The 20384-nt window shown below is 69.3% G+C and carries 18 protein-coding genes; 11 read left to right on the top strand and 7 right to left on the bottom strand.

Translation table 11 applies throughout. The features are described from left to right. The 3 genes from FB390_RS05240 to FB390_RS05230 are packed head-to-tail and all read right to left on the bottom strand — an operon-like array spanning position 1 to position 3831. Positions 1 to 1890 (bottom strand): ABC transporter ATP-binding protein, encoded by a 1890-nt coding sequence (locus FB390_RS05240; protein ID WP_141807931.1) that lies wholly within the window; start codon positions 1888 to 1890, stop codon positions 1 to 3. Beyond that, positions 1887 to 2813: an ABC transporter permease gene (locus FB390_RS05235; RefSeq protein WP_141807930.1), complete on the bottom strand. Its 927-nt coding sequence runs from the start codon at positions 2811 to 2813 to the stop codon at positions 1887 to 1889. Before FB390_RS05235 ends, FB390_RS05240 begins: the two co-directional genes overlap by 4 nt. Before the next feature lie 40 nt (positions 2814 to 2853). Beyond that, positions 2854 to 3831, bottom strand: a complete 978-nt coding sequence (locus FB390_RS05230) for an ABC transporter permease (protein ID WP_141807929.1) — start codon at positions 3829 to 3831, stop codon at positions 2854 to 2856. Between the two features lie 152 nt (positions 3832 to 3983). Here FB390_RS05230 and FB390_RS05225 point away from each other — a divergent pair, with 152 nt between their 5' ends. Next, entirely contained in the window at positions 3984 to 4823 is an 840-nt protein-coding gene (locus FB390_RS05225; protein ID WP_141807928.1) for an HAD family hydrolase, read from the top strand. Positions 4824 to 5045: 222 nt separating this feature from the next. On the opposite strand, the gene FB390_RS05220 is transcribed toward FB390_RS05225, so the two are convergent. Further along, positions 5046 to 7532 (bottom strand): N-acetylmuramoyl-L-alanine amidase, encoded by a 2487-nt coding sequence (locus FB390_RS05220; protein ID WP_246123866.1) that lies wholly within the window; start codon positions 7530 to 7532, stop codon positions 5046 to 5048. Between the two features lie 417 nt (positions 7533 to 7949). On the opposite strand from FB390_RS05220, the gene FB390_RS05215 reads away from it, so the two are divergent. Further along, positions 7950 to 9233, top strand: coding sequence for a SpoIID/LytB domain-containing protein (locus FB390_RS05215; RefSeq protein WP_246123865.1), 1284 nt, complete (start codon positions 7950 to 7952; stop codon positions 9231 to 9233). Between the two features lie 137 nt (positions 9234 to 9370). Here FB390_RS05215 and FB390_RS05210 read toward each other — a convergent pair whose 3' ends face one another. Then, positions 9371 to 9871, bottom strand: coding sequence for a MarR family winged helix-turn-helix transcriptional regulator (locus tag FB390_RS05210; RefSeq protein WP_141807925.1), 501 nt, complete (start codon positions 9869 to 9871; stop codon positions 9371 to 9373). A 107-nt stretch (positions 9872 to 9978) separates the two neighbouring features. Between FB390_RS05210 and FB390_RS05205 the strand changes: the two genes are divergently transcribed. The 5 genes from FB390_RS05205 to FB390_RS05185 all read left to right on the top strand — a co-directional run bounded on the left by FB390_RS05205 (position 9979) and on the right by FB390_RS05185 (position 14050). Further along, positions 9979 to 11061, top strand: a complete 1083-nt coding sequence (locus FB390_RS05205) for a DMT family transporter (protein WP_141807924.1) — start codon at positions 9979 to 9981, stop codon at positions 11059 to 11061. A gap of 77 nt (positions 11062 to 11138) precedes the next feature. Continuing rightward, positions 11139 to 11912: a MerR family transcriptional regulator gene (locus FB390_RS05200; RefSeq protein WP_141807923.1), complete on the top strand. Its 774-nt coding sequence runs from the start codon at positions 11139 to 11141 to the stop codon at positions 11910 to 11912. Positions 11913 to 12194: 282 nt separating this feature from the next. Next, on the top strand, positions 12195 to 12860 hold the full coding sequence (locus tag FB390_RS05195) for a hypothetical protein (protein ID WP_141807922.1): 666 nt from the start codon (positions 12195 to 12197) through the stop codon (positions 12858 to 12860). A 33-nt stretch (positions 12861 to 12893) separates the two neighbouring features. Then, positions 12894 to 13481 carry a hypothetical protein gene (locus tag FB390_RS05190; protein ID WP_141807921.1) on the top strand — a complete coding sequence of 196 codons (588 nt, stop codon included), beginning with the start codon at positions 12894 to 12896 and terminating at the stop codon, positions 13479 to 13481. Positions 13482 to 13558: 77 nt separating this feature from the next. Next, positions 13559 to 14050 carry a hypothetical protein gene (locus tag FB390_RS05185; protein ID WP_141807920.1) on the top strand — a complete coding sequence of 164 codons (492 nt, stop codon included), beginning with the start codon at positions 13559 to 13561 and terminating at the stop codon, positions 14048 to 14050. A gap of 69 nt (positions 14051 to 14119) precedes the next feature. On the opposite strand, the gene FB390_RS05180 is transcribed toward FB390_RS05185, so the two are convergent. Next, positions 14120 to 14746: a TetR/AcrR family transcriptional regulator gene (locus tag FB390_RS05180; protein ID WP_141807919.1), complete on the bottom strand. Its 627-nt coding sequence runs from the start codon at positions 14744 to 14746 to the stop codon at positions 14120 to 14122. Between the two features lie 106 nt (positions 14747 to 14852). Between FB390_RS05180 and FB390_RS05175 the strand changes: the two genes are divergently transcribed. Then, a complete protein-coding gene (locus tag FB390_RS05175) occupies positions 14853 to 15575 on the top strand; it encodes an SDR family NAD(P)-dependent oxidoreductase (RefSeq protein WP_185756946.1) in 723 nt (240 codons plus the stop codon). Between the two features lie 64 nt (positions 15576 to 15639). On the opposite strand, the gene FB390_RS05170 is transcribed toward FB390_RS05175, so the two are convergent. Beyond that, a complete protein-coding gene (locus FB390_RS05170) occupies positions 15640 to 16392 on the bottom strand; it encodes a hypothetical protein (protein ID WP_141807917.1) in 753 nt (250 codons plus the stop codon). A 186-nt stretch (positions 16393 to 16578) separates the two neighbouring features. On the opposite strand from FB390_RS05170, the gene glf reads away from it, so the two are divergent. The 3 genes from glf (at position 16579) to FB390_RS05155 (ending at position 20384) form a co-directional block, all read left to right on the top strand. Next, positions 16579 to 17805 (top strand): UDP-galactopyranose mutase, encoded by a 1227-nt coding sequence (glf, locus tag FB390_RS05165; RefSeq protein ID WP_141807916.1) that lies wholly within the window; start codon positions 16579 to 16581, stop codon positions 17803 to 17805. Between the two features lie 77 nt (positions 17806 to 17882). Then, positions 17883 to 19814 (top strand): glycosyltransferase, encoded by a 1932-nt coding sequence (locus FB390_RS05160; RefSeq protein ID WP_141807915.1) that lies wholly within the window; start codon positions 17883 to 17885, stop codon positions 19812 to 19814. A gap of 57 nt (positions 19815 to 19871) precedes the next feature. Then, positions 19872 to 20384: a phosphatase PAP2 family protein gene (locus FB390_RS05155; protein WP_425465895.1), complete on the top strand. Its 513-nt coding sequence runs from the start codon at positions 19872 to 19874 to the stop codon at positions 20382 to 20384.

Here is a 20384-nt window from a genome sequence, read left to right as displayed (position 1 = left end):
CTATCGGCTGACGACCGGCACGGGCACCGCGTCGATCAGCCTGCGGGTGTACTCGTGGCTCGGATCGGCGAAAATCCGCTCGGCGGGCCCGGATTCGACGATCTTGCCGCGATACATCACCGCGATGTCGTGCGCCAGGTTGCGGACCACCGAGAGATCGTGCGAGACGAACAGATACGACAGGCCGCGCTCGGTCTGCAGGTCGCGCAGCAGATTGAGCACACCGGCCTGGATCGAGACGTCCAGCGAGGACACCGGCTCGTCGAGCACAAGCAGTTCCGGATCGAGCGCGAGGGCCCGAGCGATGCTGATGCGCTGCTTCTGGCCGCCGGAGAAATCGGCGGGATAGCGGTCGGCGTGCTCGGGACGCAGACCGACCTGCTCGAGCAGTTCCGGCACGCGGCGGGCGATCTCGGCGCGCGGCCGGCCGTCGATGCGCAGCGGTTCGGCCAGCGCGTCGAAGATCGGCAGGCGCGGGTCCAGCGAGGCGGTCGGATCCTGGAAGACGATCTGCATCGTGCGCCGGATCTCGCGCCGCTGGGCCTTGGTCAGGGTGGACACGTCACGGCCCATGATCTCGATGGTGCCCGCCTGCGGCCGCACCAGGTCCAGAATCTGGGTGAGCGTGGTGGATTTTCCGGACCCCGACTCGCCGACCAGCGCCAGCGTGCGCCCGGCGCGTACCTCGAAGCTGATCCCGTCGACCGCGCGCACCTCGCCTTTGCGGCGCTGGAACACCACGCCCGAGGTGATCGGGAAGGTCTTGACCAGGTCGGTGACCCGGAGCACCACGCGAGAGTCGGTCTCGATCTCGGCCTCCGGCTCCTCGATCTCGGAGCGGTACGCCTCGAACAGCCCCTGCGTGCCGACCTCCTCGGTGCGGATGCAGGCGGCGGCGTGGCCGGGATCGGTCATCTCCAGCGGTGGCTCGGCGGCGCGGCAGTCGTCGATCGAGATCGGGCAGCGCGGCGCGAACGAGCAGCCGGGCGGCAGCGCGTGCATGGCGGGCGGCGCGCCGACGATCGGGATGAGCGGTCGGCGCGGCGGCCCGTCCATACGCGGGATCGAGCCGAGCAGACCCACCGTGTACGGCATCCGCGGCGCGTTGAACAGCGCACTCGCCGTGGCGGTTTCGACGATGCGGCCCGCGTACATCACCGCCACGCGATCGGCGAGCGTCGCCGCGATGCCCATGTCGTGGGTGATCATGATGACCCCGGCGCCGGTGATGTCGCGGGCTTGGCGCAGCAGATTCAGGATCTGCTTCTGCACCGTGACGTCCAGTGCGGTGGTCGGCTCGTCGCAGATGATCAGCGCCGGATCGTTGGCGATGGCCATCGCGATCACCACGCGCTGGCGCATGCCGCCGGAGAACTCGTGCGGGAACGCCTTGGCGCGCACCTGCGCGTCGTCGATGCCGACCAGTTCCAGCAGCTCGACCGCCTTCTCGGCGGCCTCCTTCCTGCCCATCCCGCCGTGCGCGAGCAGCGCCTCGGCGATCTGATCGCCCACCCGGTACACCGGGGTCAGCGCGGAGAGCGGGTCCTGGAACACCATGCTGATCGAGCTGCCGCGCAACCGCGACAAGTCCCGGTCGCCGAGGCCGAGCAGTTCGCGACCGCGCAGCCGGATCGAGCCGTTGATTCGCGCCTGCTCGGGGAGCAGACCCATCACCGCCAGCGACGACACCGACTTGCCCGAACCCGATTCGCCCACGATCGCGAGCACCTCGCCGTCGGCGACGCTGTAGTTCACTCCGCGCACGGCATCGATGCGGCCCTCCTCGCTGGGGAAGGAAACCCGCAGATCGGAGACTTCGAGTAGCGGCGCTGTGGAGTTGGCGCTCGCTGCGGAGCCGGCGCTCGCGGTCGAGTTGGCGGACGCGGTCATGCCTCTGTCTTCTCCTTCTTGCGCGAGCGAGCCCGCTTTGCGCTCGGGTCGAACGCGTCGCGCAGGCCGTCACCGACCAGGTTCGCGCACAGCACGGTGATGATCAGCAGGCCACCGGAGAACATGAACAGCCACGGGTAGGTCAGCGCGGACTTGGTGCCCGCCGCGATGAGCGAGCCGAGCGAGACGTCCGGCGGCTGCACGCCGAAACCGAGGAAGCTCAGGCCCGTTTCGGCCATGATCGCCGAACCGACGGTCAGCGTGGTGTCGATGATCAGGATCGACGCGATGTTCGGCACGATGTGGCTGACGATGACGGTGCGCGTCGGCGCGCCCATATACCGTGCGGCCTTGACGAATTCGCGGTCCCGCAGGCTCAGTGTCAGGCCGCGCACGATGCGCGCGCTGATCATCCAGCCGAACACCGCGAGCAGAACGATCAGCAGCGCGATCGAACCGCTGCCCTTCGTGCGCGGCGCGAACAGCGCGATGATGATGAAGCTGGGCACCACGAGCAGCAGGTCGACGAACCACATGATGGCCCGGTCGGTCCAGCCGCCGAGCAGACCGGCCAGCGCGCCGGCGGTGGCCGCGATGGTGGTCGAGATGACCGCCACGCACACGCCGATGACCAGCGACTTCTGCAATCCGCGCAGGGTCTGCGCGAGCACGTCCTGGCCGATCTGGGTGGTGCCGAAGGGGTGTTCGGCGCTGGGCGGTTGCAGCAGCGCGGTGTAGTCCATCTGCTGGTAGTCCCAGGGCAGGAAGGGCGGCAGCGCGAAACTCGCGACGAACAGCAGCACCAGCACGACCGCGCCCGCGACCGCGGGCTTGTTGCGCAGGAAGCGCCGCAGCACCAGCTTGCGCCGCCCGGCCGCGGCGACCTCGGGCGCGCCTTGGACGATGATCTCGGCTTCGGTCATGCCGTTCTCCCCCTGATGAGAACCCCGTGGTCACGCAGGTTCATCCCACACGCACCCGTGGATCGAGAATCGCGTAGACGATGTCGGAGAGCAGGCCGGACACCAGCACCACCAGGCCGGCGAACGCCGTCACCGTCACCACCACGTACAGGTCCTGGGCGTTGATCGAATCGACGAGCCACTCGCCGACACCGTGCCAGCCGAAGATCTTCTCGGTGAACGTCGCGCCGGTGATCAGGCCGCCGAGGCTGTAGGCGAACAGGGTGGCCATCGGGATGAGCGCGGTGCGCAGGCCGTGCTTGTACAGCGCCTTGTTCCTGGTCAGACCCTTGGCGCGGGCGGTGCGGATGAAATCGCTCTGGAGCACGTCGAGCATCGCGTTGCGTTGATATCGGCTGTACCCGGCCATACCGCCGAGCGCGAGCGCCGCGGTGGGCAGCACCAGATGCTGGAGCCGGTCGACCAGCTGCGGCCAGAAGCCCTCGATCGCGCTGGCCGAGGTCTCGCCGGTGTAGAGGAATATCTGCGATCCGGTCGCCGAATTGATCTCCAGCGCGCCGTATTTCAGCAGCGTGGCCAGCAGGAATATCGGCGTGCTGAGAATCAGCAGCGAGACGACCGTCGTGAAGTAATCGCTGAATTTGTATTGCCGAATCGCGCCCGCCGCGCCGATCAGCACACCGAGCACCGTGCCGACCAGCGAACCGATGATCAGCAGCCGCAGGCTCACCGCGACCCGGCGCGGCAATTCCTCGCTCACCGGCTGACCGGCGAGCGTGGTGCCGAAATCGCCGCTGGGGATGCCCTTCAGCCAGGTGATATAGCGCTCCGGAATCGGATCGTTCAGATGCAATTCCTCGGCCTTGGCATCGATCACCGCCTGCGGCGGGCGGGGGTTGCGCTGTTCGAGACTGTCCAGCGGCCGAAATGTCAGCGACGCGAGGCTGAACGTCAGGAACGAAGCCAGCAGCAACAGCACGACATAATTGAGCGCGCGTCGTAGCAGGAAGCCGGTCATCAGTCCTCTGGTTCTCCAGCCGGCTCGGCCGGCATTCGAGTGTTAGCCCCTGATCATAAGGACGCCGCCGCCGACGCGCGTGCCACACATCTTTCGGCATGTCCGGCCAACCCACGTAGACCGCGACCGCGCCGAGACGGTTTTCCGGCAGGATGGAAGAGGTGACACGCCTGCACCTGCCCAAACCGAAGATGGTTGCCACCGATGTGGACGGCACACTGATCGATCACGACGAACGCGTGACCGCGCGCACCAAGGCCGCGGTCGCCGCGCTGATCGCCGACGGTGTGCCGTTCGTGCTGGCCACCGGCAGGCCGCCGCGCTGGATCGACCCGGTGGTCGAGGGTCTCGGCTTCGCGCCGCTGGCCGTCTGCGGCAACGGCGCGGTGATCTACGACAGCGCCGCGGACCGGGTCCTCGCGAGCCGCGCACTCGACGTCGAGACGCTGAGCTGGATCGCCGATCTGGCCGAACGAGCGCTGCCCGGCTGCGGACTCGCCGCGGAACGCATCGGCGCCAGCGCGCACGACGCGGCGACGCCCCAGTTCGTCAGTTCCCCGGAGTACGAGCACGCCTGGTTGAACCCGGACGACACCGCCGTCGCCCGCCACGAGGTGATCGACACACCCGCGATCAAGATGCTCATCCGGTTGAGCGGCGCGCTCAGCGGCGACATGCGCGCGGTGCTCGCTCCGCTCATCGGCGATCGTGCCGACATCACCTACTCCACCGACCACGGGCTGATCGAGCTGTCGGCGCCCGGCGTCACCAAGGCCTCCGGGCTGGCCACCGTCGCCCAGCGGCTCGGCGTGCAGCACTCGGCGATCATCGCCTTCGGCGACATGCCCAACGACGTCCCGATGCTCGCCATGGTCGGGCACGGCGTCGCCATGGCCAACGCGCACCCGGAGGCGTTGGCCGCGGCCGACGAGGTGACCGCGACCAACGCCGAGGACGGCGTGGCGCAAGTGCTCGAACGTTGGTGGGTCTGAGCGGGTTTCGGCTTGGTACAGCCGCAGCCTGAACTGCGCCGTAGCTCCCGCGACCGCCAGAGCCGGTGATGCCGCTGCCGATGGGGAAGCGGTGCCAGTTGCGGCTATTGGTTTCCGGAGCCGGTGCGAGCCGGTGCCGGAGCCGCTGCGGCCGTCTGAACGCGATGCGCGGCGTCGAACCCGCGGATGGCTACGGCCCTGTCGGTGCTGCGCTCGCCGGGGCTACTGCCCGGCTGATTCGGGAGCCATCGTGCCCGCGGGATCCTGCGTGGCGGGAGCGGGTGCGGGCAGCGCGGCTGGTGTCGGAGCAGGCGCCTCCGCCGGTGCCGGGGCGAGCGCTGGTGCGGGAGCGCTCGCCGGTGCGGGGGCCGGAGCAGCGGCGGGGGCCGGAGCGAGCACCTCCGCAGGGGCGGGGGCAGGAGCGGCGGCCGATGCGGGGACGGGCCCGGCGGCCGGTGCGGCAGGCAGCGGGGCGGCGACTTCGGCGCCCTCGTTGCGGCGCATCTCCTGCTGGTAGGTCTCGTTGTAGGTCTTCCACACCGTCGTGACGATGCCGGTGAGCTGGTTCAGGATCAGTGAGCCGTACTGGAAGTCCGAGCGCAGACCGTCCGGCACCGGGTAGGCGTCGGTGAGCGGCAGGCCGAGGATGCCCGAGTCGGCGCCGAGTTGCAGGAAGCGATCCAGGATCGCGCCCATCACCTCGACGACCCGGCCGTCCGGCGCGGTGTAGACGTAGCCGTTGGCGAAGCGGGCGTACTGCTGGCCCTGCGCGGCGGGCATCGGCTCGGACAGCGCCTGGCCGAGCGGGCCGTCGGGACCGCCCTTGGCCGAGTAGTGCTTGGCGATGATGTTCTCGTTCACCATGGTCAGCAGCTTGGCCGTCAGCGCGGCGAGCGTCGCGAGATCGGACTCGGTGCGCTGCGGCGCTTGCGGACTCGGCCGACCCTGCGGCGTGGGCGCGGCGCCCGCGACGCCCGCGGCGATGTCGCGGATCCGGTCCATCAACTCGTAGGCGGCGTCGCCGGGGCAGGTGGTGTTGCCGACGTCGCGATGCGCGAACACGATCGGCAGGCGCACGGCCTCGCCCTGCGCGTACGGGGTGTACTCGGTGCCCTCGGAGTACATCGTGGTCTGGCCCTTGGGGTCGAGGCCGGCGACCCGCGCCCGCCAGCCGACGAAGTTGCCGACGGCGTTCACCGCTTGTTCGGACGGAATCTCCGACTCGTGATTGCCCATGAACGCCACACCGGAGGTGTTCTCGTTGAACCCGCCCGCGTGCGCGCCCTGCACCGGGCGATCCAACCCGCCGTAGCGGCCTTCGAAGATCTGGCCGTACTTGTCGACGAGGGCGTTGTAGCCGATGTCGCACCAGCCCAGCGTCTGCGCGTGATAGGTGTAGATCGCGCGGACGATGCCCGCCGATTCGGCCTTGCTGTAGTCGTTGCGGCCAGCGGTGTGGTGCACGGTGACGCCGCCGAGTCCGTCGTCGTAGGTGGGTTCGTCGCAGCGGATGGATTCGTCCGCGCCCCACTGGGATCGGGTGATCACGTTCGGCCCGCCGCCCGGCAGCGGGGAGGCGACGTTGTTGAGCGCGCCGTCGATGGCGCCGCGACCGGGATCGATCAGGACCGCGGTGAGCGACGGCGGCGCGAACTGCGCAGGATCGTTGTCGCGCGGGGCTGCGGCCGGGACCGGTTGCAGGGGACCGGAACTCGGTGCCGCACCAGAAGTTTGCGGTGCCGTAGCAGCGGGTTTGCGGGTGACCAGGATCTGGACCGCGGTGGTGTTACCGACGTAGATCGGCTCGGTGCCCGCGGTGCCGTCGGCCGGTGCGCGGTCGTTGCGGCGGGTGTCGATGGGTTCGGACTCGTACCAAGGCCCCCATGTCCCGTTGGGCTGGCGCGCGCGGACCATCGCCCTGGTGTTCGCCAGATCGCGCGCGGTGAGCGCGACGACGCTGAACGGTGTGTCCCTGGACAACTCCTTCACCTGCGCGCCCACCTGGTCGAGCAGCTCGGGCGGAAGTGCGCCGGGCGCAAGTGCGGGTGTGTCGGGGGTGGTGCCTTCCGGCAGGTCGGCCGGGTCGGCGATGAACTTCACGCCGGGCTGCGGTACCGGGCTGGGCGTCGCGGGCGCGGGGACGGATTGGCCGGGGTTGGGCTGCGCGGGCGGTTGGACCGTTTGGCCCGGGACGGGCTGGGCGGGGATGGGCTGCGCCGGTGTCTCGACCGTCTGACCGGGGATCGGCTGCGCGGGCGGTTGGGCGGTTCGACCTGGCAGGGGCGCGGTGGGCTGGGCTTGTGCCGGGAGGGATTGCGTCTGCGCGGACTGACCGGGGACGACGGGATTGGTGGTCGGCGCGGTGAACGCGGGAGGCACGGGCTTCGGTACCTCGGGCGAGCCCTGATTCAGGCGGGGGAGCGGGATCTCCTTCGGCAGCTGCACGCCCGGCGGCACCGGGAGGCCCTCCGGTATCGGAATGGCGGACGGGATCGGCAGCATCCGTAAATCGGATAGTCGCAGGTCGGGGAGTTCGAGGCCGGTCAGTTCGCGCAGCGGGAGGGTGATGTCGGGCGCCTGGGTGAGCATCACTTCCGCCAATTGCGCGGGCACCGCGGCCAGCTCGGCGTCGTTGGCCGTGCGGTAGTCGGTCGAATCGCCCTGTGCGAGCGTCGCGAGCGGGGCCGCTACCGCAAGTGTGGTCACCATCGGGAGCACGTAGGAACGCTTCGGTTTGCGGTACGGCACGAGCATCTCCAATCAGGTCGAACCGGTGATCAGGTGCGGAAAACAAGGCTTGCTTCCTGATGCATCAACGATCACACTAGTTCACATCTGTCACATATCTAAACCTCTTGTTGAGGATTAGAACACGTGATTGCTCGAATGTAGCTCTCGAAATGCGACCGGATGGCACGACATGCCGACAGGTATCGAAACCGATCCGGTCCCGGAAAACGGTGGGAGAGACGAATGCGACGAAGAATTCGGCCCGCCCCGATCTCGCCGCGGTCGGTGCTCGTCACCGGGTGTGCCGCGGTTGTGGCGGGAACTGCCCTCGCGATGTGGAGCTGGCCCGGCGACACGCCCGTCAGACCACTCGCCGGTCCCGGCCACGGCCGGGGGATGAGCCAGGTCGGCGCCTTCGACAGCGCCAAGCAGGGCTGGCTCGCCGAACGAATACTCGAGCACTACTACCCGGGCGCGACACTCGGGACCATCCCGCCGACCAATCTGGCGGTGCGGCTCATGGAACAGGACGATTCCACCCTCGACGCCTACGCCGAGGCCGGATTCCGGGTGGCGGGCCGCGAAGTGGCGGCGGGCCAGGTCGCCCATCTCACCCCGCTGCCGGACGGCGGCGCGAACGTTGTGGTCACCGTCGGATGCGATGGCGAAGTCGTCTGGCAGACAGCCACTTCCGATCCGTGGATCTATCCCCTCGATCCCAAACCGAACCGGCCCGCGGCCGAACATCTCACGCTCTGCGGCGGCACGGCCTATCGCGGCTCGCTCGGCGTCGCCACCGAGAACGGGCAAGCGCGCACGATCAACCGCGTCGACGTGGAGGACTATCTGCTCGGCGTCGTCCCGGCCGAGGTCCAGGCGAACTGGGTCGACAAGGGCGCGGGCGAGGCACTGCGCGCGCAGGCCATCGCGGCCCGCTCCTACGCGCTCGCCGAGCACAGGTATCCGTACGCGCAAACCTGCGACACCACCGACTGTCAGGTGTATCCCGGCACGGCCAAAGAGGATCCGCGCACCGCCGCGGCCATCGCGTCCACCGCGGGCACCGTTCTGCTGCGCGACGGCCGCATCCTGCGCTCGGAGTATTCCGCCGCGCCGGACGGTGGCGAACCCGCCGACATCTACGCCTTCGAGGTGGGCCCGACGCCCGCGGAACTCGCCGTCGGCCGTCCGCCGACGGATCCGCGGACCGACCCGCGCACCAGGGCCGCCTCGACGCCGTCGGCGATCGAGCTCGAGTACCAGCGCGTCGGCGGTGAGACGGGTTCGCTCGGTGCGCCGCTCGGACCGGAGATGCTGCTGCCGCAGCGCGCGGGCACCTACCGGCTGTTCACCAACGGCGTCATCATCGCGACGCCGACGCTCGGTGCGCAGGTGGTGGACTTCACGACGCTCATGCAGTTGGTGCCCGATCCGGCGATTCACGAAGGGCTGCCAGCGGATTCGGCGGCGCTGCCCGGCGGGACGTTCGCGCCGACCACCGCGTCCACGCCGACGCCCCGGCCGGAGCCAGGGGTCGTGCCGTCGGGTGGCGGTGCGTTGCCCGAGTTGGCGTCGCCAGGTGCGGAGATGCCCGCCGGGTCGGGGACGCCGGAGTCGGGTCAGGCGCCGAGCGCGGGGCTTGTGGTGCCGTCCCTCGGGGAGGTGTTCGGCGACCGCTGATCGGGCGCGCGTCTGTGTCGCAGAGTCTTCCGGCCGCCGTGAGCTGCCGGACGCGGCGTCCACACGCGGGCTGGTCGCACTGGTTTCGGCTGTGACCCAGCGCCAGTAGTGCAACGGCTGCCGGGTGCGCGGCGCGATCAGTCCAGCGCGGTGTCGCCCAACGACTCGGCCAAGCGGCGCAGCAGGGCGGTCAGCTGGTCGCGAGCCTGAGCGTCCAAGGCGTCGAGCAGGCGTTGTTCGTTGGCGATGTGCAGCGGCAGCAGTTCGTCGACCAATTTCCTGCCCTCGGCGGTGAGGCGAACCCGGACGGAGCGCCGGTCCTCGGGGCACGGCATCCGTTCGACGAGGCCCTTGGCCGCCAGCCGGTCGATGCGGTTGGTGATCGCGCCCGAGGTGACCATCGCGGCACGGTTCAGCGCGCCGGCGGTGAGCCCCTCCGCGCCGCCGGAGCGGCGCAGCGTCGCGAGCACGTCGAACTCCCAGAATTCCAGGCCGTGACCGGCGAAGAAGCGCTTGAGGTCCTGCTCGAGGACCCGGGACAGGCGGGTGATTCGGCCAACGATGTGCATCGGCGAGACGTCCACGTCCGGACGCTCGCGGTGCCAGTGCGCGGTGATCAGGTCGACTGCGTCGCCCATCGCGACTCCTCTCTGTCCTAAGAATCTCAATGTTCATCTACTTGACGATGAGACGCCAAGCGGAGTAGATATTTCAACGTTGAGATTATCAATGAGGAGCGACCGACATGTCCATCACCACCGCGGCGCGGAACCCCTACGCGGGCACCCTCGCGCTCACCGCCCTCACCCCGATCGTCTGGGGCTCCACCTACGCCGTCACCACCGAGTTCCTGCCGCCGGACCGTCCGCTCTTCACCGCGCTGATGCGCGCGCTGCCCGCCGGGCTCGTGCTGCTAGCGCTCACCCGCACACTGCCGAGGGGAATGTGGGTGAGCCGCGCCGCCGCGCTCGGCGTGCTCAACATCGGCGCGTTCTTCCCGCTGCTGTTCCTCGCCGCCTATCGGCTGCCGGGCGGCGTCGCCGGTGTGCTGGGCGCGGTCGCGCCGATGTTCGCGCTGGTCTTCGCCACCGGGGTGCTGAACGAAAGGCCAACCGGCCGTAAGGTTCTCGCCGGTGTGATCGGCGTGTTCGGTGTCGCGCTCGTGGTGCTGCGCGCGACCGCTCAGCTCGACACCGTCGGAGTGATCGCCGGACTCGTCGGCGCGGCCTCGATGGCGCTCGGCACCGTGCTGACCAAGCGGTGGGGGCGGCCCGAGGGTGTCGGCCCGCTGGCCATGACGGGCTGGCAGCTCACCGCGGGCGGCCTGTTCATCCTCCCGCTCGCCGCGCTGATCGAGGGCGCGCCGCCCGCCATGGACGGCCGCGCCGTAGGCGGCTACCTCTACCTGGGCGTGATCGGCACCGCGGCCGCCTACTGGCTGTGGTTCCGCGGCATCGCGAAGGTGCCCGCCACGTCGGTCGCGTTCCTCGGACTGCTCAGCCCGGTATCGGCGGCGGTCATCGGGTGGGTCGCGCTCGGGCAGGCGCTCACCGGATTGCAGATCCTCGGCATGGTGATCGCGCTGGGCGGGACGTTGCTCGGGCAGACCACCGCGCGGGTTCGAATCGGCCGGACCGCTGAGTTGGGCGGTGCGGCGCAGGTCGGCAGGACCGATGTTGCCGCCGAGCTCGGCGCGGCTGCCGAGCCGGCCCCGGTGGGCGAGGCCGGCGGTGCTGAGACGGTCGGCTATGTCGTGACCGTCGAGGGCTCCGAAAAGGACGGGCGGACGACCGGCGAGTCGCGCATTCTGGTGGGAGCGAAGAGCTGAGAAAGGCGGGTTGACCTTGACGTAACGTCAACTTGCAGACTGGTCTCACCGACGAGAAAAGGAAGGAGTCCCAGGTCGTGACCGCGGGCACCCGGGCGGGCGAATGGTCCATTCAGGATCTGGCCAAGGCGGCCGGTACCACCAGCCGCACGCTGCGCCACTACGGGCAGCTCGGGCTGTTGCCGCCCAGCCGGATCGGCGCCAACGGGTACCGCTACTACGACCAGGACTCCCTCGTGCGGCTGCAACGCATCCTGCTGCTGCGGGAACTCGGCCTCGGCCTGCCGGTCATCGCCGAAGTGCTCGCGGGTGAACAGGACACCGCCGCCGCGCTGCGTACGCACCTGGATCTGCTTCGGCAGGAACAGGATCGGATCCGACGCCAGATCGAATCGGTGCACACCACGCTGCAGAAGACGGAAAGAGGTGAACAACTCGTGGCAGCAGAGGTTTTCGACGGGTTCGACCACACGCAGTACAAGGACGAGGTGATCGAACGCTGGGGCAAGGAGGCCTACGAGAGCAGTGACCGCTGGTGGAGTTCGCTGAGCGATCAGCAGAAGAACGACTTCCAGCAGACCCTCCTGGATATCGCCGCCGACTTCGGCCGCGCGCACGCCGCGGGCCTTCCGGTGGACGGCGACGAGGTCCAGGCCATCACCGCCCGGCACCACGCCTGGGTCGGCGACGGCTGGGGTGGCCGTCCGGTGACGGCCGACGCGTTCATCGGGCTCGGCGAGATGTACGTCGCCGACTCGCGATTCGCGGCCAACTACGACGTGCACGGCGAGGGCACCGCCGCCTTCGTGCGCGACGCGATGAGGGTCTACGCGGAGGCCAACCTGCGCTGAGGCGGACGCCGCCTTGCTCCCCCACGGCGCGGGGATCACGGCAGGGCGAGTGAAAACCGAGCGCCCGCACGCGGATTCGCGTGCGGGCGCTTTCTCGTGCATGATCATCGGTTCGCTCCAAGCGGCAGGGATGACGCGCCGGGATCGGGATGTCGGCCGCGCTCGGTGCCAGGGGGAGTGGATCGCGGCGGGTCGATCGCCGCGCTGAGCGATCACCGCGCGCGGGGTAGTTCGTGCGCATACTTTATGTGTTCGACCGGCGAATTCGGAGGGACGAGACAGATGCTCTACAGCCAGGAGAGTCCGGGCGTGCGGCGGGCCGAGCCCGTGGGAGCGCTCGCGACCGCGGTGGCGCTGTTCGCGGCCATCGGCGCGGCCGCGAACCTGGTCGGGCTGCTCGTGCTGGCTTTCGGCTTCTTTCCCGATCCCGGGCGATACGACGATTCGCTCGCGGTCTCGACCGCGCTCGGCACGCTGCTGCTGGTGTGCGCGCTCGGCTACGGTGCGGTGCTGACCGTCCGAGGTGACGAGGACGGGCGCTTCACGGTCCTCGTCGCGGCCGGTGTCTGGACGGTCGTCGGTGTCGCCGGACTGTTCGCCGCGCTGCTCGGCTATCGGTCCGAGTACGGCATCCACTGGTCCGAGGAAGGCGGTCTCGCGGTGGACATCGCCACGTCGACCGCGGGTCTGGTCGGCTCGGTGACGGCCATGGTGCACGGCGATTGGCTGGTGAACCTCACGGGTTCGGTGCTGCCCGCGGTCATCGTGATTCTTGCCGTGTCGGCGACTCCGTCGGCCGCGCCTTCGCCGAGCACACCGCCGCCGGGCGGCGGCACCCCGATCGACGAGGTGGTGGCGAGCCCCACGGCAGGTGGGCCGGTGCCGGACGCCGACTCGCGCCCGACGGCCAAGTGGCGACGGCTGATTCGCCGTCGAGCGGCGCGGTAGAGTTCACGGCGCGGCTACGAGGGGGGTTTCGACATGTATCCAGGACCGGGTTATCCGGCGTATCCGCCGTATGGGTACGCCCCGCCGCCGCCCAGCGGAGGTACCGCGATCATGGCGGGGGTGCTCGCCCTGCTCGCGGGCGCGTACAAAGGCTTCACCGCCCTCGGCGGTTTCCTCGCGCTGCAACGGCTCGCGGACGCGCGCCGTGCGATCGGCAGCTCGGCCACCGGCCCCACCGAATCCGAGCTCTACGCCATGGTCGCGACCTCGGCGGCCATCGCGGCCATGCTCCTGCTCGGCGGCATCCTGCTGCTGGCACGCAAGAGCGCGGGGCGCACCCTCATCGTGGTGGCCTGCACCCTCGCGGTGATCCAAGGCTTCGTCAGCGTCGGTGTCATCGCCGACGCGGGCATGATGAGCGAATCCGGGGCTGCCACAGTCGGTTTGGCGCTCGGCGTCAGCCTGCCGCTGCTCATCGGAATCCTCGCCGCCGTCGGCCCCACCGCCCGCTGGATCGCCGCGGGCCGCACCCCGACCGCCCCGCCGATGTACGGCCAGCCGCCGTACCCGTACGGCCACCCGCCGAATCCCTACGCCCCGCCGCAGTATCCGCACTACTGACCACGAGCGGATCGGGTCGTCCAGCGATCCTGTCGGCGGGACGCGGTACCGTTTCGATGCATCGAAGGGGGAGTTCCATGAGCTATCCGTACGGGCCGCCTGGCTATGGCTATCCACCGGCGCAGCCCGCGCCGAGCGGCGCGACGGCCATCACCGCCGCGGTGCTGTCGACACTCGTCGGCTTGCTCGGCTCCGTCGGCGTGTGCATCGGCCTCGTCGAAGCGCTCGACCCGGACAACGAAGTGGAGCCCGCCGCCTTCATCGGCATCGGGGTCGGCGCGCTGATCGCGATGCTCTGGCTGCTCGGCGCGCTGCTACTGTTCATGCGCCAGACGGCGGGACACGTCATCATCATCGGCCTGTCCTCGATCGCCCTGCTCGGCGCACTCGTCCTGGTCGCCATCGGCGGCCCCGCGGGCGGACTGCCACTCGTCCTCTCCGCCACCATCTTCGGCCTCACGGTCGCCGGCCCCACGGGCCGATGGATCGCCGCCCGCCGTCGATCCGCCTACCCGCCCCCGTATCCGCCCGTCCCGCCCTACGGCCACCCGCCGTACCCGTACTACTGAGCGCTACGACCGGCTGCCCGGAGTAGCAATCCGCGACTTGTGTTGCCGAGGTGTGGAGGGTGGCCGACGCTACTTCCGAAGGGCTTGCATCAGTTCGGCTTCGGTGAGCGGCGGGGCCGGGAGGGGGTGGGCCGCGGGGGCGCGGAGGCCGTCGAGGGTGAGGGCGAGGTTGCGGCGCCAGGCTTCGGGGGCGATGTGGGCGGTGGCTTCCAGGACGCGGGTGTGCGACCAGGTGATGAAGGCGATGTCCTCGAGTACCCAGTCGGTGCGCAGGACGCCCGCTCGCTGTGCGCGCGTGATGATTTCGCGCATCAGGCCGTGGCCGTACTCCTGGGCGCGGGCGACGGCGGGGCTCGGGGCGGCCCGCAGGGCGAGGTCGCTGAGCAGCCGGTCGGAAGCCTGGAGTTCGCAAACCTTTTCGACCAGATAGGCGAAAGAGTCCCAGGGGTCGTCTATTTCGCGCGCCTGTTCGGCGATGCGGCTGCCCGCTTCGAGCCGGTCCTCGACGGCGGCGGCGATGAGGTCGTCGCGGGTGGGGAAGCGGTTGTAGAGGGTGCCGATCGCGACCCCGGCCCGGGCGGCGACCTCCTTGAGCGGTGCGTCGAGTCCGCGCTCGGTGAACACTTGCCGCGCCGCCGTCACCAGCGCGTCCCGGTTGCGGCGCGCGTCGCTGCGTAGCGGCTTGTCCTCGGGCACCGGCCGATCCTACAAATCTCCGCTTCGGAATATCTCGAGCATAGGCTCGAGTTATTGTTCGTGTTCGGAACTTGAACCACTGCTCAACTTAGTCAGGATGGGTGAAATGACAAGGACCCTCGCGATATTCGGCTACGGACCCGGCCTCGGCGTCGGCACCGCACGGCGCTTCGGCAAGGAGGGCTTCCGGGTCGCCGTCGTCGGCCGCGACCGGGAACGCGCGAATCGCCACGCCGAGCGGCTCGTCGCGGAGGGCATCGAGGCCGCCGCCTTCGCCGCGGACATCACCGACGCGCGGCAACTACAAACCGCCGTCGACGACATCACCGCGACCCTCGGCCCGATCGATGTCGCGATGCACGGGGCGGCCGCCGATCCCTCCGCCCGCACCCCGTCCACCCTCGAAGTGGACGTGGCCGCCCTCTCCGTCCCGATCACGCTGAAGCTGCACTCGCCGATCCTGCTGACCCGCGCGCTGGCCCCCGCCATGATCGAGCGCGGCGACGGCGCGCTGCTGTTCTCCTCTGGCTACTCCGAACGACACCTGCTGCCCTACTTGGCCAACTTCGGCGTCGCCCTGGCCGCGCAACGCGCTTACATCCGCCAGCTGCACGCCGAACTACGCGGCACCGGCGTCTACGTCGGCCTGCTGAACATCGGCGCGCTCATCGGCGACAGCAAGGCCGAGCGCATGGTCGACGAACACCCGGAACTCGTACCGCCCGGCGTCGACCTCCCGCGCATCACCAACGCAGAACTGGGCGAACACTATTGGCGCATGTACACCGAGCGCACCCACGACGAACTCGACGTCGGCTTCCCGTCCTGAACCACCGCGGACCTTCCGTACGCCTCGCATCGGCCGCGAAGCGTACGGAAGCCCGCTGTGAGCCTCAGGCGGCGCACATCGACTGCATGACCCCTTCGAGGATCGGCGCGCCGTAGGTCGCGGGCGAGAAGGCGAGCGTCTGGATGACCGACAGCGGTGTCGTCACGCTCGAGCCGACGCCGGTGAAGCCGAGCGCCATATTGCCCGCGGTCAGCAGCAGGCTGGTGACGTCCAGGGTGAGCGTCGCCAGATCGAATGCGTGCTCGACGCGCACCTCCGCGAGCGGCACGGTGTTCAGCGCGCGGCCCTCGTTGAGGCTGAAGCCGAGGTTGGTCAGGAAGGTCAGCGTCCCGTAGTCGAGGGCGTGCACCAGCGGGCCGAGTTCCTCGGTGCGGCGCAGTAGTGCCAACTCGGCGACCCGGTTCCGGCCGAGGAACTGGAGTGCGTCGGCGGTGGCGTGCATCGCAGGCCGGTCCAGCGGCAGATCGGCGGCGTCGAGGTAGGCCCTGGTGCGTTCGACCAAGCTGGCGATGGTCAGCTCGGCCATCTGGGTGCAGGTGTCGTCGGCGCGCACCGGCGCGTTGGCCAAGTCGATCAGCGGCATGGTCTCGTGGACGCGGCCGCTGCGTATCGCGTCCAGCCCGTCGACCAGATAGGTGACGATCGGGCCGTCGAGGAACTCGGGCCGCTCGCCCACCGGGCCAGGGTGCTTGGGCAGACCGTCGCGGTGCACCCGCACGGCGGCGAGGGTGGCGCGGAAGTCGGCGACCTGCCGGTCGTAGCCCGCGACCTGCTCCGGCGGGAGCAGTGTGCGCACGGCGGTCACGACATCGTCGAAGGTGGGGCCGCCGGTGACGCACAGCGTCGCGGTGTCGGTGATCGGCGTCGAGGCGAGGGAATCCCGCTCGGCGTGGGCGGTGGCCGGAAGAGAAATTCCGGTTGCCGGGGTCCCCCGCCGCCTTCCCCCCGGACCGCACGCGGACTTCCGATACTCTGGGCTCCCGTGACCGTCGCATCGTCCCCCGGTAACTCCGCCACCCCTTCCGCCCAGTTCGATCTGATCGTCGTCGGCTCCGGCTTCTTCGGGCTGACCATTGCCGAACGCGCCGCCAACGTCCTCGGCAAACGGGTGCTAGTGCTCGATCGCCGCTATCACATCGGCGGCAACGCCTACTCGGAGCCGGAACCGGAAACCGGGATCGAGATCCACAAGTACGGTGCGCACCTGTTCCACACCTCGAACAAGAAGGTCTGGGACTACGTTACGCAGTTCACCGAGTTCACCGGTTACCAGCACCGCGTGTTCGCGATGCACAAGGGGCAGGCCTACCAGTTCCCGATGGGCCTCGGCCTGATCTCGCAGTTCTTCGGCCGCTACTTCACCCCCGACGAGGCGAAGGCGCTGATCGCCGAGCAGGCCGCCGAGGTGGAGACCAAGGACGCGCAGAACCTCGAGGAGAAGGCCATCTCGCTGATCGGCCGCCCGCTCTACGAGGCGTTCGTCCGCGACTACACCGCCAAGCAGTGGCAGACCGATCCGAAGGAACTGCCCGCGGGCAACATCACCCGTCTTCCGGTGCGCTACAACTTCGACAACCGCTACTTCAACGACACCTTCGAGGGCCTGCCCGCGCAGGGGTACACGAAGTGGCTGGAGAACATGGCCGCCTCCGACCTCATCGAGGTCCGGTTGAACACCGACTGGTTCGAGGTCCGCGACGAACTGCGCGCGCAGAACCCGGACGCCCCGGTGGTCTACACCGGCCCGCTGGACCGCTACTTCGACTACAGCGAGGGCGAACTCGGCTGGCGCACCATCGACTTCGAGACCGAAGTGCTCGAAACCGGTGACTACCAGGGCACCTCGGTGATGAACTACAACGACGCGGACGTGCCGTACACCCGCATCATCGAGCCGCGCCACTTCCACCCCGAGCGCGAATACCCCACCGACAAGACGGTGATCATGCGCGAGTACTCCCGCTTCGCGCAGACCGGCGACGAGCCGTACTACCCGATCAACACGCCGGAGGACCGCGCCAAGCTGCTCGCCTACCGCGAGCGCGCGAAGCAGGAGACCGCGTCGGCGAAGGTGCTTTTCGGCGGTCGCCTCGGCACCTATCAGTACCTCGACATGCACATGGCCATCGGCTCCGCGCTGAGCATGTTCGAGAATGTGCTGCGACCGCATCTGGAGTCGGGCGCGCCGCTCGTGGATCAGGAGGCGTAGATGAGCGAGACTCGCCAAGCCCTGATCGTCGACGCCGACCGGGTGCGGGTGCCCCGCACGGACACCGAGAGTGCAGAATGACCTCCTCACCGATGTTGGAAGAGATGACGACCGAGACCCGCGCGAAATCGCTGCTGCAGCGCATCATCCTGCCCAGGCCGGGTGAGCCCCTCGACGTGCGCACCCTCTACCTGGAGGAATCGGCGACCAACGCCAAGCGCGCGCACGCGACGACCCGTACCTCGCTGTCCATCGGCGCGGAGTCCGAGGTCTCGTTCTGCACCTACTTCAACGCGCTGCCCGCCAGCTACTGGCGCCGCTGGAGCGTGCTGACCTCGGTGGTGCTGCGGCTGGAGCTGGCCGGGCACGGCCGGGTCGACATGTACCGCTCCAAGGCCGACGGCTCGCGAATCCACGTGCAGGGCAGCGAGTTCGCCGTCGCTGCCGGCGCGGACTCGACGACGGTGGAGTTCGAGACCGATCTCGCCCCGTTCGAGGACGGCGGCTGGATCTGGTTCGACATCACCACCGACACCGCGGTCACGCTGCTCTCCGGCGGCTGGTTCGCGCCGATCGATGCGCCGGGCGACGGCAGCATCGCGGTCGGCATGCCCACCTTCAACCGGCCGACCGACGCGGTGAAGACGCTCGGCGCACTCGGCTCCGACCCGCTGGTGCTGGAGAAGATCAAGGCCGTCATCATCCCGGACCAGGGGACCAAGAAGGTCGTCGACGAGCCCGGTTTCGCGGAGGCCGCCGCCGTGCTCGGCGACCGGCTCGCCATCCACGACCAGCCCAACCTCGGCGGCTCCGGCGGCTACAGCCGGGTCATGTACGAGGCGCTGAAGACCACCGACGCGCAGTACATCGTCTACATGGACGACGACATCGAGATCGAGCCGGATTCGATCCTGCGCGCGCTGGCCTTCTCCCGGTTCAGCAAGTCGCCGATGCTGGTCGGCGGGCAGATGCTCAACCTCCAGGAGCGCTCGCACCTGCACACCATGGGCGAGGTGGTCGACCGGAGCATCTTCATGTGGACGGCGGCGCCCAACGTCGAATACGACCACGACTTCTCCAAGTACCCGCTGCGCGATCGCGACAATTCCAAGCTGCTGCACCGCCGCATCGACGTGGACTTCAACGGCTGGTGGACCTGCGTGATCCCGCGCCAGGTCGCCGAGGAAATCGGCCAGCCGCTGCCCCTGTTCCTGAAGTGGGACGACGTCGAATACGGCCTGCGCGCCCGCGCCGCCGGTTACCCGACCGTCACCCTGCCCGGCGCGGCGGTCTGGCACATGGCGTGGAGCGACAAGGACGACGCCATCGACTGGCAGGCGTACTTCCACCTGCGCAACCGCCTGGTGGTCGCCTCGCTGCACATGCCGGGTGACGGGCGCGGCATGATCGTCAACACCGTCAAGGCCACGCTCAAGCACCTGCTCTGCCTGGAGTACTCGACGGTGGCGATCCAGAACCTCGCCATCCGTGACTTCCTCGCGGGCCCGGAGCGGCTGTTCCAGCTGCTGCCGAGCGCGCTCGGCGCGGTGCACGAGCTGCGCAAGCAGTACCCGGACGCGGTCATCCTGCCCTCCTCCACGGAACTGCCGCTGGCCAGCCACATCGGCGTCGGCGCGGTGGGCGAGCCGCCGAACCCGATCGCGAAGGTCGTCCGGCTGGTCAAGGGCGTGGTGCACAACTTCCGCCCGGCGCACACCGAACACCACCAGATCCCGCAGCTGAACGTGCCGACGCTGGACGCGCGCTGGTTCCTGCTCTCGCAGGTCGACGGCGTCACCGTCACCACGGCCGACGGCCGCGGCGTCGTCTACCGCAAGCGCGATCCGCGCCAGGCCCTCGGCCTGTTCAAGGAGGCCATGCGGCTGCGCAAGGAGCTCGCCGCCCGCTTCCCGGAGATGCAGCAGCGCTACCGTGCCGCGCACCCGCGGCTCACCAGCACCGCGGCCTGGGAGAACGCCTTCGGCATCGATCAGAACGGAAGCAAATAAGTGAGTGCGGTCAACCCCAGCCTCCAGAATTCGGCCACCAGGCCACCGGAGGTCGCGATCATCAACGCCGTGCAGGCGAGTATCGGCGCGAATCCGTCGGTCGTCTCGGCCGCAAGGGGGATGTCGCACTTCGGCGAGCACGCGCTCGGCTGGATCGGCATCGCGGCGGCGGGCTGGTTGGTCGACAAGCCGCGGCGGCGGCAGTGGGCCGGGGTCGCGGTGGGCGCGGTCGGCGCGCACGCGGCCTCCATCGTGATCAAGCGCGTGGTCCGGCGCCCGCGCCCGAACGACCCGTCGGTGCAGGTCAACGTGGGGACGCCGAGCAAGCTCAGCTTCCCCTCCTCGCACGCCACCTCCACCACCGCGGCTGCGGTGTTGCTCGGCAGACTCACCGGGCTACCCTTGCCTGCGGTGCTCGTACCGCCGATGTTGCTCTCCCGAGTCGTACTCGGGGTGCACTATCCCTCCGACGTGCTCGCCGGATCAGCGCTGGGCGCCGCGTCCGCCGCTGCCCTGCTTGCCGCCGAAAAGAGACTCGACAGTGACCGCACAAGAAAAGGCCTTGGTTGA

Origin of the sequence: Nocardia bhagyanarayanae, assembly GCF_006716565.1 — a bacterium.
Taxonomy (GTDB): Bacteria; Actinomycetota; Actinomycetes; order Mycobacteriales; family Mycobacteriaceae; genus Nocardia; species Nocardia bhagyanarayanae.
The sequence above is the reverse complement of the archived record's forward strand: the minus strand, read 5'-3'. Positions and strand labels throughout refer to the sequence as shown.